The organism is Phenylobacterium sp., from assembly GCF_030697925.1.
Lineage (GTDB): Bacteria > Pseudomonadota > Alphaproteobacteria > Caulobacterales > Caulobacteraceae > Phenylobacterium.
This window is the reverse complement of sequence record NZ_JAUYOJ010000183.1, coordinates 1-16123: the sequence shown is the minus strand read 5'-3', so window position 1 is coordinate 16123 and position 16123 is coordinate 1. Positions and strand designations below refer to the sequence as shown.

Sequence of the window (16123 nt, the reverse complement as noted above, 5' to 3'; positions counted from 1 at the left end):
GGGACATGCGGCGCGGCGCCGCTTGCCGAGCGGCGATTCCCATCCCACCTTCGATATATGAGTGACCGCCCTTCGGGCGCGGCGCCGCCGAGAGTGGTGGCGGTGCTGGGGCCGACCAATACCGGTAAGACCCACCTGGCCGTCGAACGGATGCTGGGTCACGCCTCGGGCATGATCGGTCTGCCGCTGCGCCTGCTGGCGCGCGAGATCTATGACCGCGTGGTCAAGCTGCGTGGGCCGCGCGCCGTGGCCCTGATCACCGGCGAGGAGAAGATCGTCCCGCCGCGGGCCCAGTATTTCGTCTGCACCGTCGAGGCCATGCCGCTGTCGCGCGAGGTCGAGTTCCTGGCGGTGGACGAGATCCAGCTTTGCGCCGACCCGGAGCGCGGACACGTCTTCACCCACCGCCTGCTGCATGCGCGGGGCCGGTCGGAGACCATGCTGATGGGCGCCGCCACCATGGCGCCCCTGGTTCGCCGGCTGCTGCCCAGCGCGGAGATCGTCACCCGCGAGCGGTTCTCGGCCCTGACCTATGCCGGGCCGAAGAAGCTGACCCGCCTACCCCGACGCTCCGCCATCGTCGCCTTCTCCGCCGACCAGGTCTACGCCATCGCCGAGCTGATCCGCCGCCAGCGCGGCGGGGCCGCCGTGGTCATGGGCTCGCTCAGTCCCCGCACCCGCAACGCCCAGGTGGCCCTCTACCAGTCCGGGGAGGTCGACTTCCTGGTGGCCACCGACGCCATCGGCATGGGCCTGAACATGGATGTTGACCACGTGGCCTTCGCGGGCCTGCGCAAGTTCGACGGTCGACGCACCCGCTACCTACATCCCCAGGAGATCGGCCAGATCGCCGGCCGGGCCGGACGCTATCTGAAGGACGGGACCTTCGGCGTCACCGGCGAGTGCGAGGACATGGACGCCGACCTGGTCGAGGCGGTGCAGGAACATCGGTTCGAGGCGACTACGGCCGCCGAATGGCGCAATGCGCGGCTGGATTTCGCGACCCTGCCCCGTCTGCTGGACTCGCTAGCCCGGCCACCGGAGCGCGAAGGCCTGAAGCTCGCCGCCGAGGCCCTGGACGAGAAGACCCTGCGCATCCTGGCCGGCGAGCCGGAGGTGGCCGAGCGCTGCGTGCGCGACCGCCAGGCGCTGACGCGGCTGTGGGAGGTCTGCCAGACGCCGGACTTCCGCAAGACCTCCGGCGAGGAGCATGTGCGGCTAGTGCGCGAGTTCTTCGGCTGGCTGACCACCCGTGACCGCAAGATTCCCCAGGACTGGATCGCCGCCCAGCACCACCACCTGGACCGCACCGACGGAGAGATCGACACCCTGGCCGCGCGGCTGGCCAGCGTGCGGACGCTCGCCTATGTCGCCAACCGACCCGACTGGCTGGCCGACGCCGGCCACTGGCAGGACCGCATGCGGCGCCTGGAGGACCGGCTCTCCGACACCCTGCACGAGAAGCTGATGGCCCGGTTCGTCGACCGGCGGACCAGCGCCCTGATGCGGGCGCTCAATGTTCGCGGCGAGATGCTGGCCGGGGTCAGCGCCGACGGCCAGGTGGTGGTCGAGGGCCAGTATGTGGGCCGCCTGACCGGCGTCGCCTTCGAGCCGGCCCAGGGCTCCTCGGTGCTGGAGGAGAAGGCCCTGCGCGCCGCCGCCGTCGCCGCCGTAGGCCCCGAGATCGCCAAGCGGCTGGGCAAGCTTGCCGCCGAACCGGACGAGGCCTTTGCGGTCACCCCCGACGGGGTGGTGCTTTGGCGCGGCGAGGCCGCCGCCGCGATCTCCGGCGGGACCCGATTCGCCCCGCGGGTACGGCTCTATGGGGAGCTTGGTCCGGCGCAGGCCCGTGAGCGCGCCGCCCGGCGGCTGGAGGCCTTCGCGGCCTCCGAGGCGGGGCGCAGGCTGGCGCCGCTGCGTCGCCTGGAGAGCGCCGTGGAGACCGGCAAGGTCAAGGGCCTGGCTCGGGGCCTGGCCTATCGCCTGATCGAGGCCGGCGGGGTGCTGGACCGCGCCGTTGTCCGCGCCGAGGCCAAGGGGCTCTCCCAGGTCGAACGCCGCGCCCTGAAGGGCCTGGGGGTGAAGCTCGGCGCCTTCAGCCTCTATCTGCCGGCCCTGCTGAACCCGCCGGCGCGGGGCTTCGCCCAGGCCCTGGCCCGCTCCGACTGGCGCCCGCCGGTCGACAAGGTCAGCGCCCTGCCCGATCCTCCGCCCACGGCCGCCGCCCTGGCGGCCTTCGGCCTGCGCGCCGTGGGCGGCCACGCGGTTCCGGTCGAGGCGCTGGAGCAGCTCGACGCCCTGCTGCGCGCCGCCCCGCGCCAGGGCCAGGGTTCGCTGCTGACCGACCAGGCCCATGAGGCCCTGGGCTGGAGCGCGGCCGAGACGGCGGCGATCCTGCGCGGACTCAACTTTACCCCCGCCGCCAAGGTCCAACCGGGTGAGCCCGTGGCGTGGCGCCGGCGCGGCGACAAGCCCTCCGCCCGCACCGAGACGCCGATGGCCTCGCCGTTCGCGGCCCTGGCGGCGCTCAAGGACCGGCCGGTCCCGGCCCGGCGTCCGCGCCGCCGCCGCAAGGCCAAGGCCGTGCGCCCATGAGCGAGGGCTGCCGCGCCGACGTGTGGCTCTGGCGGGCTCGGTTCTTCAAGACCCGGTCGCTGGCCGCCAAGTTCGTCGACGAGGGCAAGGTGCGGCTCACCCGCGCCGGCGCCGAGAGCCGCATCGACAAGTGCGCGCGGCCGGTGAGAGTCGGCGATCAGCTGGTTTTCGCCGTCGGCGGCAGGCTGACCGCCGTGGCCGTGGAGGCTCTGGGCGAACGCCGCGGCCCGCCGGCCGAGGCGCGCGGGCTCTATTCGGCGCTGCCGAGCGGCTAGACTCCGAGGACTACGGATGGTCTCGTTGCCGAAAAGGGAGGCCAGTATGTCCGAGACCTTGATCCGAGATACGTCGCACGCTTCGGCTGGCGAACTGGTCGAGGCCCTGGTCCGGCGCGACGTCAGCGCCCTGGAGCTGTTCGACGCCGCCGTCGAACGCATCGAGGATCGCGACGGGCCGATCAACGCCGTGGTGGTCCACGACTTCGACCGGGCGCGCGAAGCGGCCCTGGCCGCCGACGTGGCCCTGGCGCGGGGTGAACGCCGCCCGCTGCTGGGCCTGCCGATGACGGTCAAGGAATCCCACAATGTGGCCGGCCTGCCGACCACCTGGGGTTTCGAGGAGGCCAAGGGTTTCAAGGCGACCGTCGATTCCGTCGGCGTCCAGCGGCTGAAGACGGCCGGCGCGGTGATCCTGGGCAAGACCAATATCCCGGTGAGCCTGGCCGACTGGCAGAGCGTCAATCCCGTCTATGGGCGCACCAGCAATCCCTGGGACCTGACCCGCTCGCCCGGCGGCTCGTCCGGCGGGGCGGCGGCGGCCCTGGCCTCCGGCCTGGTCTCGCTGGAGTTCGGCTCCGACATCGGCGGTTCGATCCGCGTCCCGGCCGCCTTCTGCGGCGTCTATGGGCACAAGCCCAGCTACAACCTCGTGCCCCAGCGCGGCCACGCCCCGCCCGGGTTCGATGGCGGCGACACGCCCATCGCTGTGCTCGGGCCCCTGGCCACCACGGCCGAGGACCTGCAACTGGCCCTGGACGTCCTGGCCGGCCCGGTGGGCGACGAAGCCACCGGCTACCTGCTCGACCTGCCGGTCCCACGGCGCACCGAGCTGGCCGACTACCAGATCCTGATCCTCGACAGCCATCCGCTGGCAGCTTTGGACCGGGAGGTGAAGCACGCCCTGACGGAGCTCGCCAACCACCTGGACCGCCAGGGTGCCACGGTGGCGCGCCGCAGCAACCTGCTGCCGGACCTCGACAAGTCCCATGAGGTCTATATGGGCATCCTCGGCGCCACCATGTCGCGAGGTGGGCCACTGCGGCCCGACGCCATCTCCGCCCACGCCTGGATGGACCTGCTCGACACCCAGACCCTCATCCGCCGCCAGTGGGCCGAGCTCTTCAAGACCTTCGACGTGGTTCTGGCCCCGGTGTTCGGCACGACGGCCTTCCCCCACGTACAGGAGGCCGACCCCGCCAAGCGGACCCTGACCATCAACGGCAAGCCCACGCCCTATTTCGACCAGCTCGCCTGGGCCGGTATGGCGACGCTCGGCCACCTGCCGGCCACCGCCGCGCCCATCGGCCGCGGCGCCTCGGGCCTGCCGATCGGGGTGCAGATCATGGGCCCGTATCTGGAGGACCGCACGACCATCGATTTCGCCCGGCTGCTGGAACGCGAGTTCGGACGGCCGCCGCGGGCGGGAGACGCCTGAACCCATGAAATCGCTCCTCGCCGCCGCTTTCGCCGCCCTCGTCTCGACCACCGCGGCGGCGGAGCCACCGACTGAGCCCCACCTCGTGGTCGGCCTCGGCCAGCCCGCGGAAATCCGCATCGACAGGTGGGGCGTCAGCCACATCTATGCGGGTAGCGTCCGCGACGCCTTCTTCCTGCAGGGCTACAACGTCGCCCGCGACCGTCTCTGGCAGGTGGACCTGTGGCGCAAGCGCGGCCTGGGCCTGCTGGCCAGGGACTTCGGGCCAAGTTTCGTGGCCCAGGACCGGGCCGCGCGGCTCCTGCTCTATCGCGGCGACATGGCGCCGGAGTGGGCGGCCTACGGTCCCGGCGCGAAGGAGAACACGGAAGCCTTCGTGGCCGGGCTCAACGCCTATGTCGGCGAGATTCGGGCGGGTAAGCGGCCCCTGCCCATGGAGTTCACCATCGCCGGCTCCGCCCCCGATCTCTGGAAGCCCGGGGATGTGGTCCGCATCCGCAGCCACGGCCTGACCCGCAACCTTCCCAACGAAGTGGCCCGCGCCCGCATCGCTTGCGTCGCCGGCCTGGAGGCCGCCCGGCTCTACAAGCACCTCGAGCCGAAATGGGAGACCAAGGTCCCAGAGGGCCTCGATCCCTGCGATATCCCCGCCGACGTGCTGGACGACTACCAGCTTGGGACCAGCGGCGTGAAGTTCTCCGGCGCCGCGGCCAGGACCGCCATCCTGGAGGTCCCGCCCGAGGCTGTCGGCTCCAACAACTGGACGATCTCCGGCGCGCGGACAGCCACCGGCCGGCCGATCCTGGCCAATGATCCGCACCGCGAGCATGGCGCGCCGTCGCTACGCTACATCGTGCATCTGGAGGCGCCGGGCTTTTCGGTGATCGGGGCGGGAGAGCCCGCCCTGCCCGGGGTCTCCATCGGCCACAATGGGACCATCGCCTTCGGCCTGACCATCTTCCCGGCCGACCAGGAGGATCTCTATGTCTACGAGACCCGTGGCGACACCTATCGCTACGGCGACGGATGGGAGCCGGTACAGACCGTGGTCGAGGAGATTGCGGTCAAGGGCGAAGCCCAGCCGCGCAAGGTCACGCTGAAGTTCACCCGCCATGGCCCCCTGCTGAAGGAGGACGTCGCCAAGGGCCGCGCCTTCGCCCTGCGCAGCGTCTGGAGCGAAACCGGGACCTCGGCCTATTTCGGCTCCATGGGCTACATGACCGCCAAGACCTGGGATGGGTTCAAGGGCTCGCTGGCCAACTGGGGCGCGCCCTCCGAGAACCAGGTCTATGCCGACACCCGCGGCGACATCGGCTGGGTGGCGGCGGGCAAGGTCCCGAAGCGGCCGGACTGGGACGGCCTGCTGCCGGTGCCCGGCGACGGGCGCTATGAGTGGAAGGGCTTCCTCTCGATCGACGAGCTACCCAGCGCGCACAATCCACCGGCGGGCTGGTTCGCCTCGGCCAACCAGATGAACCTGCCCGACGGCTATCCCTACGCCCAGCGCAAGGTCGGGTTCGAATGGACCAACGGCGCGCGCATGGCGCGGATCGCCGAGGTGCTGGCCGCCAAGCCGAAGCTCACCCTGGCCGACGCCATGGCCCTGCAGACCGATCCCTACGACATCACCTCGCGGCGGATGCTGGCCGTGCTCGCGCCGTTGAAGTCCGACGACCCGAAGCTGACCGCCGCGCTTACCCTGCTGCGCGGCTGGGACCATCAGACGGCCGCCGATAGCCCCAGCGCCGCGCTCTACGAGGTCTGGATCGGCAAGCACCTGGGCAAGGCCGTGGTCGCCCGGGCGACGCCGCAGGCCGCCCGCGCCATCATGGGAAACGGCGACATCGCCGCGGTGATGCACCTCCTGGAGCATCCCGACGCCAGCCTGGACCCTGCCGCCCGCGACGCCGCGCTGCGTGAGAGCCTGATCGGCGCGTATGACGAGGTGGCCGGCAAGCTAGGTCCCGATCCGGAAACCTGGGCCTGGGGCAAGCTGCACCACGCTCGCTTCGAGCACGCCCTGACGCCGCTCGCGGCCCCCGCCCAGCGCGAGACCCTGACCGTGGGACCCGCCCCCATGGCCGGGACCAGCCTGTCGCCCCTGGCCGCGTCCTGGCGGCCCGCCGACTACCGGGTGATCTCCGGGGCCTCGTTCCGGATGGTGCTGGACGTGGGCGCCTGGGACAACAGCATGGCGATCAATACGCCCGGCCAGTCCGGCGATCCGCGGAGCCCGCATTTCGACGATCTCTTCCCGCTATGGGTCACCGGACAGTACGTACCGCTGAGCTATTCCCGCCAGGCGGTGGAGGCCGCGACGGAGCGGGTTTTGCGGCTCACGCCGGCAAGCTGAGCGACCGCTATCGGGCCTTGCAGATATCCTGTGGGCGCTCACCATTGACAATGTCGGGCCGGAGCCGGAAAAACCGCGGCCCAAGAGAGCGGCCGGAGCTTCAATTTCCGCGATGACCTACATCGTCACCGACGCCTGTATCAAATGTAAGTTCATGGACTGCGTCGAGGTCTGTCCGGTGGACTGCTTCTACGAGGGCGAGAACTTCCTGGCGATCAATCCAGACGAATGCATCGACTGCGGAGTCTGCGAGCCTGAGTGTCCGGTGGACGCCATCAAGCCCGACACCGAGGACGAGCCGGACTCCAAATGGCTGCGGATCAACACCGATTACGCCAAGGTCTGGCCGAACATCACGGTCAAGGGAACGCCCCCCGCGGACGCGGAGGCTTTCGAGCGCGAAACCGGTAAGTTCGAGAAGTATTTCAGCGAAAAGCCGGGCCGCGGCTCCTGATCTCGCCCGATCCGGCCCGGAATCAGGGCGCCAAGCCTTTCAATCGGCTGAATTTTATGCTATCGTCATAGATGACGTGGCGAGAGCGCTTACGCGCGCTGCGTCGTTTCTGCAGAAGAGCCGTCCCGGCCGACGTACGCCTTGCATAGGCGAAGGGTGTCTTAGAGGTCTAATCCGTTTCCACAGGGGTAAGGCGCCGCGCGGTTTTCGCGGAGGGTGTCCTTTGTCCTGTGGCGCAATGGTTAAGATTTCTTAACGGGTTCGGCCAAGTCGAAAGGACTTGAGCGAATGAGCAAGAGCGGTCTGGAATTCTCCATCGGCGATCATGTCGTCTATCCGGCCCATGGCGTGGGCCAGGTACAGGGGATCGAAACCCAGGAAGTCGCCGGCTATTCGCTCGAAGTCTACGTCATCACCTTCGATCATGAGAAGATGACGCTGCGGGTTCCCACCGCCAAGGCCCGCACCGCCGGCCTGCGCTCGCTGGCCGAGGGCAATGTGGTCAACCAGGCGCTCACCACGCTGAAGGGCCGCGCCCGTGTGAAGCGCACCATGTGGTCGCGCCGCGCCCAGGAATATGAAGCCAAGATCAATTCCGGCGACCTGATCTCCATCGCCGAGGTGGTCCGCGACCTGCACCGCGCCGAGAACCAGCCCGAGCAGTCCTATTCGGAACGCCAGCTCTATGAATCGGCCCTGGACCGCATGGCCCGGGAAGTCGCCGCTATCGAGCGCATCGACCGCGACGCGGCCATCGGCATCCTGAACAAGAGCCTGATCAAGGCCGTCGCCGCCTAGGGCGACAGCCCCTATCGAGCTTTCGACGCCCGGCGCTTGCGCCGGGCGTTTTCGTTCAAGCTTGAACGATGCAGTCCTCGATCCGGATCGGCAAGCGTCGGATCCGCACCCCGGTGGCGTGGAAGACGGCGTTGGCGATGGCCCCGGCGGTCCCCACCGTGCCCAGCATTCCGATGCCCTTGATCCCGCCGGGCAGGTGGGGATCGTCCTCGTGGATCATGTGGACATCGAAAGCGGGCATGTCGGCCTGCACCGGGATCAGATAGTCGGCGAGATTGTCCCCGAGCACGCGGCCTGAAGCCTTGTCGTCGACGGTCGCCTCGTGCAGGGCCATGCCGATCCCACCGATCAGCCCGCCCACATACTGGCTGCGAGCCAGGAGCGGATTGAGGATACGGCCGGCGGCATAGGCGGCGGTCAAGCGCTTCAGCCGCACCTCACCCAGCTCCGGATCGACGGCCACCTCGGCGAACACCGCCCCGAAGCCGAAGGCGCTGACCGGCCGGTCGGGATCGGGCGTCGTCTGGGCGAAGGCCTCCAGACCGCCGGGCGCAGCGCGGCCCGCCAGGGCGGCCAGCGACTCCGAGCGGTTGCCGGTCAGGCTGCGCACATGGCCATCCTCGAGAACGAGATCGGGCTGAGCCTCGCCAAGTAGGCTGGACGCCGGGTCGGTGGACGCCAGGGTGATCAACCGGGTGCGCAGGTCGCGGGCCGCGGCCTCCACGGCCGGCGTGAAGCTGGCCGTGGCGATGGAGCCGCCGGAATAGGGGCCCTCGGGCAGCAGGGTGTCGCCGATCTCCACCCGCACCCGGGCAAGCGGCACATCCAGGATCGCGGCCGCGAGTTGGCCCAGCACGGTGATCGTGCCGGTGCCCATGTCCTGGGTTCCGCAGCGGACGACAATCCCGCCGTCGGACTCCAGCGCGACGCTGGCCGCCGAGGCCATGCTGTAGACAGGGTAGCAGACCGCGGCCATGCCCCAGCCCAGCGTGCGGCGGCCGTCGCGCAGTGCGCCGGGAGCCAGCGGCCGGCCCGCCCAGCCGAAGGCCTCGGCGCCGACCTGATAGCATTCGCGCAGGCCGTTGCTGGACCAGGACAGGTCCGCATTCTGGTCCCGCACGGCGAAGTTCCGTAGCCGCAGCTCCAACGGATCGAGCTGGAGCTCATGAGCGAGCTCGTCCATGGCTGATTCCAGGGCGAAACTGCCCGGCCCCTCCCCCGGCGCGCGCATGGGATTGGGCTGGGGGGCGTTCAGCCGCACCAGCCGGTGCGTGGTCGCCACATTGGGGCAGGCGTACATCATCCGGGCCGTGGTCGCGACCGCGTCGGCGTACTCGGCATAGGTCGAGGTCGGGGCCACGGTGTCGAGGGCGATGGCGGTCAGGCGACCGTCGCCGTCGGCCCCGAGGCGCAGATGCTGGCGGGTCTCCTGCCGGCGTCCCACCAGGGTGAACATCTGGGCCCGCGTGAGCTCCAGGCGCACTGGTGCGCCCACATGGCGGGCGAGCTGGATTCCCAGGATCATGCCGGGATACCAGGCCCCGCCCTTGGCGCCGAAGCCGCCGCCCAGATACTCGCAGACCACCCGCACTTTTTCGACCTCGAGGCCGAAGGCGCCGGCGATGGCCGCGCGATGGGCGAACACCGCCTGGGTGGTGGTGTAGACGGTGAGCAGGTCCGGGCCCCAGTCGGCGATCACCGACTGGGGCTCCATCGGGTGATGGTTGTTGGCCGCGGTCTCGTAGCGCAGGTCGAGGCTCACCCGCGCTCGGGCCAAGGCGTCTTCAGGATCGCCGCGCAGGCTGTCGGTTGGCGTGCGGCCCGCGGTCCTGGGAGCGTAGGCTTCCCCCAGGAATAGGTCGAAGTCGGTGGCGGCCGGTTCGGCCTCATAGACGACGTCCACGGCCGCGGCGGCGCGCCGCGCCGCGATCGGGCTGCGGGCGATCACCACGGCCACCGGCTCGCCGGCGAAGCGCACCTCCGGCCCCTGCAGGTGCAGGACCGCGGCGGCTCGGGCCAGGGGCGCCGCGTTCTCATGGGTCATGATGGCGACGAAGCCTGGAAGCCTCTCGGCCCGGGAGGCGTCGATGTCCGTCACCCGGCCGCGGGCGATGGGGGCGGTCACCAGCGCCGCGTGCAGCAAGCCCGGAATCTGGGTCTCAGCCGAATAGCGGGCCTGGCCGGTCACCTTCAGGCGGGCCTCGAGGCGCGGCGCGGATCGGGAGTCGTTCATGTCTGGTCTCCGGCCTGGACGAGCGCCCGAAGCACCGTGCGCTTCAGGAGTTCGATCTTGAATCCGTTGTGGGCGAGCGGCTGCGCGCCATCGGCCGCGAGCCCCGCGGCGGCGCGGAAGACCGCCTCGCCCGCCTCGGCGCCGGTCAGGGCCGCCTCGCTGGCGCGCAGCCGCCAGGGCATGGTCCCGACTCCGCCAGCCGCCAGCCTGACCGACTGGACGCGGCCGTCCGCCACCTCCAGGGCGACCGCGACCGACACCACCGCGAACTCGAAGGAGGCCCGGTCGCGGATCTTCAGATAGAGGGAACGGCCGCCAGCATCGGGAACCTCGACGGCGACGATCATCTCGCCCGGTACCAGCACGGTCTCCCGCGCGGGGCTCTCGCCGGCCGGCAGATAGAGCGCCGTGAGCGGCAACACCCGCTCGCCCGCCAGGCTCCGCAGCCGCACCTGGGCGTCCAAGGCCACCAGGGCGACGGCGAGGTCCGAGGCGTGGGTCGCCACGCAGGAAGGGCCGCCGCCGAAGATCGCATGCAGCCGGTTTTCCCCCGCGACCGCCGCGCAGCCGGAGCCCGGCTCCAGCTTCTCGCAAGGTGTGATCCCGCTGCGGAAATAGACGCACCGGGTCCGTTGCAGCAGGGCGCCGCCCAGGGTGGCCATGTTGCGGACCTGGCCCGAGGCGCTGGCCTCGATGGCCTGAGCGATGGCCGGATGGCGGCGGCGAACTTCTGGATGGTCGGCGATATCGGCCAACCGCGCCGTGGCCCCAAACACCAGGCCGCCGTCGCGAGCGGTCACCTCCGCCAGGGGCAGGCGGCCGATGTCGATCAATAGGCCAGGCGCGGCGACGCCGGCCTTCCACAGCGGCATCAGGTCCGTGCCGCCGGCGATGAAGGCGGCGCCGTCCTGGCCGGCGGCGGCCAGGGCCTCACCCTCGGTCTGGGCGCGCAGATAGTCGAAGGCCCTCATGCCCGCAGCCCCGCGACCTCGGCGATGGCCGCCAGGATGTTGGGATGGGCTCCGCAGCGGCAGAGATTGCCGCTCATCTGCTCGGCGACTTGGGCCAGGTCGACCGCCCGGCCTTCGGCCAGCAGGCCCACCGCCGACAGGATCTGGCCAGGCGTGCAGTAGCCGCACTGCAGGGCGTCGTGAGCGATGAAGGCCTGCTGCATCGGATGTAGGTCCTCGCCGTCCGCCAGGCCCTCGATGGTCACGATCTCGCGGCCCTCCTGCATCGCCGCCAGGGTGAGGCAGGCGTTGATGCGCCGGTCGTCGACCAGGACGGTGCAGGCGCCGCAGGCGCCCATGTCACAGCCCTTCTTGGTTCCGGTCAGTCCAAGCCCGTCGCGCAGGACGTCCAACAGGGTGGCGCAGGGCTCGGCGGCCAAGCTGTGATCCACGCCGTTGACGCGCAGGGTCAGGGCCCGTGGCTCGCGAGATGGGTCGGTCATGCGATGTGTCTCCGGCCCAGACGTGCCGCCACGCTCCGATGGGGGCGCGGATCCGCCGGTCCGGCGGCGGTCTCGAAGATGTCTGGGTGAGACAAACCCTAAGCCTCGCGGCTATAATTCGTCCAATCGATTGATTGTATATTTGAAGTTCACGCCATGAATTTAGCCGCCCTCGACCTCAACCTGCTGGTCGCCCTCGACGCCCTGCTCAGCCAGGCCAGCGTCAGCCGCGCCGCCAAGCGGATCGGCCTGTCGCAGCCGGCCACCAGCCACGCCCTGCGCCGTCTGCGCGAGATGATGGACGATCCGCTACTGGTCCGGGTTGGGGCCGGCATGGAGCTAACCCCCCGCGCCCACGCCTTGCGCGCGCCGCTGAGCGAGGCCCTGGCCCATGTGCGCGGGCTGTTCGTGGCCGAGGACTTCGACCCGGCGACCAGCCAGCGGCGGTTCTCGCTGATGATGCCGGACCATGTGTTCGACCTGATCCTGCCGCCGCTGGTGGCCGGGGTGGCGGCCCAGGCGCCGGGCGTGCGCCTGGACGTGCGGCCCTGGCGCGGCCCCGGCCAGATGACCCCGGACCTGGCCCGCAACATCGACCTGGTCATCGCCTGCGCCGACGACGACTTTCCGGGCTTCCACCGCCGCACCCTGTTTCGCGACACGGACTCGACCGCGGTGCGCAAGGGCCATCCCGCTCTGCCACGACTTGGCGAGCTTCAGACCTTCCTGGCCACCGGACACGTGGCGGTGGTGGGCTACGGCCAACGAGTCGATCCGATCGACACCTGGCTGGAGGAGCACAGGGTCGCGCGGCGGATCGCGCTCACCGCGCCCTCCTACCTGCAGGCCCTGCACATGGTCTCGCTTTCCGACTTGATCGCGGTCGTGCCGCGCCGTCAGATCGTGATGCTGGCGCAGGCGCTGGACCTGGAGGTCCTCGCCCCGCCGATCGATCCGGGAAGCTTCGAGGAATACGTGTTCCACCCCCTCACCGCCCAGACCGACCCCGCCTCGATCTGGCTGCGGACCATGGTCGCCGGGGTGGCCGCCGGCCTGGCGGGCAATCCGTGAACGAGGCCGTCGCCGCGCCGATCGGCTATCTGGACCTGCTCGCCCGCGAGCGGCTCCCGGCCGATCTGCGCATCGCCTATGGCGCCGATCCGCTGCAATTCGGCGAGCTGTGGCTGCCCAAGGGCGAGGGCCCGCATCCGGTGGTCGTGTTGGTCCATGGCGGTTGCTGGCGCGCCGACCTGCCGGGGCTGGAGCTGATGGACTATGCGGCAGCCGACCTGCGCGCCGCCGGCAAGGCGGTCTGGAACATCGAGTACCGCCGGATCGGCCACGCCGGCGGCGGCTATCCCGGCAGCTTCCAGGACGTGGCGGACGGCCTCGACCACCTCCGGGCCCTGGCCGGGCCGCACCATCTGGACCTCGATCGGGTGGTGGTCTCCGGGCACTCGGCGGGCGGCCATCTGGCGGTCTGGGCGCTGGGCCGGCCGCGCCTGGCAAGGACCAGCCCTCTCCATGCGGCCGAACCCCTGAAGCTGCGCGGCGCCGTGGCCCTGGCCGGGATCATCGACCTGGAGGCCTACCATGCCGATGGCCCCGACGCCTGCGGCGGACCTGGAACGATCGACGCCCTGGTCGGCGCCCCGGCGCGCGCCGGCGACGTCTACGCCGACACCTCCCCGCCGCGCTTGCTGCCGCTGGGCGCGCGGCAGGTGATCGTGTCCGGCGACCTCGATCCCATCGTGCCCAGCCGCTTCGGCCAGGCCTATGGCGCCGCGGCGGCGAAGGCGGGAGATCCGGCCACGGTCATCGACCTGCCGGCCTCAGGACATTTCGAGCTGATCGATCCCACGGCGCAGGCCTGGATCGGCGTCCGCGCCGAGCTCGACGCCCTACTGGGCTGACTCAGACCCTGACGAAGATCGGGCCCCACAGCACCTGGTAGCGGCGCGCGTCCAGCCGCCGCTGCGGCCGCAGCTGGTAGACGCCCGGCGCCAGGACCGGCGCGGCGCCCTCGGCCATTTGCGGGACCGTCGTGGTGTCGACCGGGTTGCTGACCGCGAAGCCGTCGATATGAGGACTGGCCTGCGAGATGGCTCCAGCCAGGTCGGCCTCGCGGCCCAAGCGGAAGGGCACCGGCGCGCCGAGCTCCCCGTCCGGGCGCGAATAGAGCCCCACGGCATAGGTGCGGTCGCCGCGCACCGCTACTCCGATCCCGACCCGGGCGTGGGTCGGCCGCAGGAGGTTGCCCCAGTGGGGCGGGCTCTTGCGCCAGATGGCCATCAGCTCGGCAGGCGTGGTGGGGGTGTCGGCGCGGCGATAGGCGATGTTCTCGCTGGCCGAGCCGATCATCCGGCGCGCCAGGATGCTGACCCGGTGGCTGGGATCGAAGCCCTCCGGGCTCACATGCTCCACATAGGCGCGGGCGGCGAGGTCGCCGGCGTGGGCGCGGGCGGCCAGGGCCAGCTCGTCGCTCCAGGCGCAGGGCGTCGCGCCACGCTCGGCGCGGACGGCGTTGGTCAGGCGAAGGATCTCGCGCTCGGCGACGGGATCGAAGGCGCCGGCGTCGGCTAGGCGGGCGCGCAGGCGGATCTCATAGTCCAGCCAGGACTGACCGGGGATCGCCGCGAAGGCGGGGGTCGCCGCCAGGCCGGCCAAGCCCGTGAGCAGGGCCCGGCGTCCCACGAGGACGCCCCCTGCCAACGGCGAGGAGATTGGCGCTCGACGCCCCACTGGAAACACTCCGCCGGTTACCTGGCCCTCAGGCGGCGGCGCCGAAGGCCTTGATCACGGGGATCAGCTTACCGGGGTCAACTGGTTTAAGAATTAACGGCGCCTCGTCGAAGCCTTCGCTGGGCAGGACGCCGTAGCCGGTGGCGAAGACGAAGGGTACGCCCCGCGCCCGCAGCGCCAGGGCCAGGGGGAAGACCGTCTCGCCGCCGCCCAGGTTCACATCGAGCACGGCGCCGTCGGGCAACCGCACCTGGGCGGCGAGCCAGGCCAGGGCCGGCGACAGGGAGCCGAAGGAGGCGGCGATCTCGCAGCCGAGATCGATCAGCAGGTCCTCCATCATCAGGGCCAATAGCGGCTCATCTTCCACCAGGATCACCCGAGGATGATTCATGTGCGTGACATCCGGTCCGACAGCGGCGCGCGAAGCCGGAAGACGACCCCCTGCGGATCGAAATCGATCACCGCGGCGCCGTTGAGGTCGCGGGCGATACCCTGTTCGATCAGCCGGGACCCGAAGCCGCGCCGGGGTTCGGCGGTCACCGGCGGTCCGCCGCGTTCGCTCCAGGTGAGAACCAGCATGGGCCGCTCATCGGCCCCGGCCTCGACGGTCCAGGCCACCTCGAGGCGGCCAGAGTCGCGGCTCAGCGCTCCGTATTTGGCGGCGTTCACCGCCAGTTCGTGGAAGGCCATGTGCATGGCCACCGAGGTCTCCGGGGCCAGTCTTATGGGCGGCCCGCCGGCCTTGATCCGCTCGCCATCGACGCCACCGAAGGCCGCCAGGGTCTGGGCCAGGACCTCGGCCAGGGGCGCGCGGCCCCATTCCTCGCGGGTGAGCAGCTCGTGGGCCCTGGAGAGCGCGCCCAGCCGGCCGTTGAAGGCCTCGACGAAATGGCGCGGCGATTGCGCGTGGCGCAGGGTCTGGTCGGCGATCGACTGCACGGCAGCCAGCGTGTTCTTGCAGCGGTGGTCCAGCTCGCGCAGCAGGAATTTCCGCCGCTCCAGGGTCTCCGATAGCGAGGCGTACATCAGCGCGCTGTCCAGGGCGGTGGCGGTGGCCCGCGCCATGATCTGCAGCTTGGCGACCTCGTCTTCCGTGGGCTGGCGTTCGCTCGCCCAGTAGGCGCCGATGGCCGCGATAGGGTCGCGGGGACGCACGGGGGTCATGACCAGGCTTTTGACAAAGGTCGGCCGGTAGGCGTCGTGCGGGATGCGGGGGTCCTGGTAGATGTCTCGGATGACCACGGTCTGGGCGTTCAGCATGCACCAGCCGGAAATGCATTCGGACATGTCGAACCGCCGCCCCTTCCACAACGGGCCGATGGCGTCCTCGTCCAGGTAGAAGCACCTGCCCTCGTCGCGCAGGATGAAGGCCACGCCGTCGGCGCCGGTGATCCTGCGGGCCGCCGAGCGGATCACGCCGGCCACCTGGTCGACGGTCCTCGCCGAGGACAGGTCCTCGATGGTCTCGACCAGAGTCAGCAGCGGGTCGGGTGTCGCATCGCCGCGTTCCCGAAGAACCGCCGCCCGCACCATGCCCGACCCTCCTAACTTACGCGTGGGTTGAGTCGAAGCTTGCTCAGTGAAATCCCACAACGCAAGTCAATCTGCAGTTGATCGGCTTTCCTAATGGTTGACGCGTGAGGCTAGGCGGTAGTGACGATTTAGGATTCCCTGACTGGCGCTGTTCTGATTCAACGCTTCTCTTTGGAGGGTGTGTTGGAAGGCGAGGTTCTTCGGGACGATCAGTGGGCGCGGATCGAGCCGTTCGTGCCGGGCGGTCGC

General features: G+C 70.4%; 14 protein-coding genes. 8 read left to right on the top strand and 6 right to left on the bottom strand.

Annotation, left to right across the window (positions count from 1 at the left end):
• Positions 1-57: 57 nt before the first annotated feature.
• The 6 genes from Q8Q88_RS17560 to Q8Q88_RS17535 all read left to right on the top strand — a co-directional run bounded on the left by Q8Q88_RS17560 (position 58) and on the right by Q8Q88_RS17535 (position 7913).
• Positions 58-2595: a helicase-related protein gene (locus tag Q8Q88_RS17560; RefSeq protein ID WP_305676475.1), complete on the top strand. Its 2538-nt coding sequence runs from the start codon at positions 58-60 to the stop codon at positions 2593-2595.
• Positions 2592-2870 carry an RNA-binding S4 domain-containing protein gene (locus tag Q8Q88_RS17555; RefSeq protein WP_305676474.1) on the top strand — a complete coding sequence of 93 codons (279 nt, stop codon included), beginning with the start codon at positions 2592-2594 and terminating at the stop codon, positions 2868-2870. The genes Q8Q88_RS17560 and Q8Q88_RS17555 overlap by 4 nt, the downstream gene beginning before the upstream one ends.
• A 46-nt stretch (positions 2871-2916) precedes the next feature.
• Entirely contained in the window at positions 2917-4308 is a 1392-nt protein-coding gene (locus tag Q8Q88_RS17550; protein WP_305676473.1) for an amidase family protein, read from the top strand.
• 4 nt (positions 4309-4312) lie between these two features.
• A complete protein-coding gene (locus Q8Q88_RS17545) occupies positions 4313-6661 on the top strand; it encodes a penicillin acylase family protein (protein ID WP_305676472.1) in 2349 nt (782 codons plus the stop codon).
• A gap of 112 nt (positions 6662-6773) precedes the next feature.
• The gene (gene fdxA, locus Q8Q88_RS17540; protein WP_305676471.1) at positions 6774-7115 is read left to right on the top strand and encodes a ferredoxin FdxA; all 342 of its coding nucleotides are present in this window, start codon (positions 6774-6776) and stop codon (positions 7113-7115) included.
• A gap of 288 nt (positions 7116-7403) precedes the next feature.
• Positions 7404-7913, top strand: a complete 510-nt coding sequence (locus Q8Q88_RS17535) for a CarD family transcriptional regulator (RefSeq protein WP_254836100.1) — start codon at positions 7404-7406, stop codon at positions 7911-7913.
• A 55-nt stretch (positions 7914-7968) separates the two neighbouring features.
• Here Q8Q88_RS17535 and Q8Q88_RS17530 read toward each other — a convergent pair whose 3' ends face one another.
• Genes Q8Q88_RS17530 through Q8Q88_RS17520 form a run of 3 tightly spaced genes read right to left on the bottom strand, consistent with a single transcriptional unit; the run spans position 7969 to position 11599 of the window.
• Entirely contained in the window at positions 7969-10146 is a 2178-nt protein-coding gene (locus Q8Q88_RS17530) for a xanthine dehydrogenase family protein molybdopterin-binding subunit (protein WP_305676470.1), read from the bottom strand.
• A complete protein-coding gene (locus Q8Q88_RS17525; protein ID WP_305676469.1) occupies positions 10143-11117 on the bottom strand; it encodes a xanthine dehydrogenase family protein subunit M in 975 nt (324 codons plus the stop codon). The genes Q8Q88_RS17530 and Q8Q88_RS17525 overlap by 4 nt, the downstream gene beginning before the upstream one ends.
• Positions 11114-11599: a (2Fe-2S)-binding protein gene (locus tag Q8Q88_RS17520; protein ID WP_305676468.1), complete on the bottom strand. Its 486-nt coding sequence runs from the start codon at positions 11597-11599 to the stop codon at positions 11114-11116. The genes Q8Q88_RS17525 and Q8Q88_RS17520 overlap by 4 nt, the downstream gene beginning before the upstream one ends.
• A gap of 156 nt (positions 11600-11755) precedes the next feature.
• Between Q8Q88_RS17520 and Q8Q88_RS17515 the strand changes: the two genes are divergently transcribed.
• A complete protein-coding gene (locus Q8Q88_RS17515; RefSeq protein WP_305676467.1) occupies positions 11756-12670 on the top strand; it encodes a LysR family transcriptional regulator in 915 nt (304 codons plus the stop codon).
• Positions 12667-13512: a S9 family peptidase gene (locus tag Q8Q88_RS17510; protein WP_305676466.1), complete on the top strand. Its 846-nt coding sequence runs from the start codon at positions 12667-12669 to the stop codon at positions 13510-13512. Before Q8Q88_RS17515 ends, Q8Q88_RS17510 begins: the two co-directional genes overlap by 4 nt.
• Before the next feature lies 1 nt (position 13513).
• Here Q8Q88_RS17510 and Q8Q88_RS17505 read toward each other — a convergent pair whose 3' ends face one another.
• The 3 genes from Q8Q88_RS17505 to Q8Q88_RS17495 form a co-directional block, all read right to left on the bottom strand.
• A complete protein-coding gene (locus tag Q8Q88_RS17505; RefSeq protein WP_305676465.1) occupies positions 13514-14293 on the bottom strand; it encodes a CAP domain-containing protein in 780 nt (259 codons plus the stop codon).
• A gap of 76 nt (positions 14294-14369) precedes the next feature.
• Positions 14370-14732, bottom strand: coding sequence for a response regulator (locus Q8Q88_RS17500; protein ID WP_305676464.1), 363 nt, complete (start codon positions 14730-14732; stop codon positions 14370-14372).
• A complete protein-coding gene (locus Q8Q88_RS17495) occupies positions 14729-15874 on the bottom strand; it encodes a sensor histidine kinase (RefSeq protein WP_305676463.1) in 1146 nt (381 codons plus the stop codon). The genes Q8Q88_RS17500 and Q8Q88_RS17495 overlap by 4 nt, the downstream gene beginning before the upstream one ends.
• Between the last annotated feature and the right edge of the window lie 249 nt (positions 15875-16123).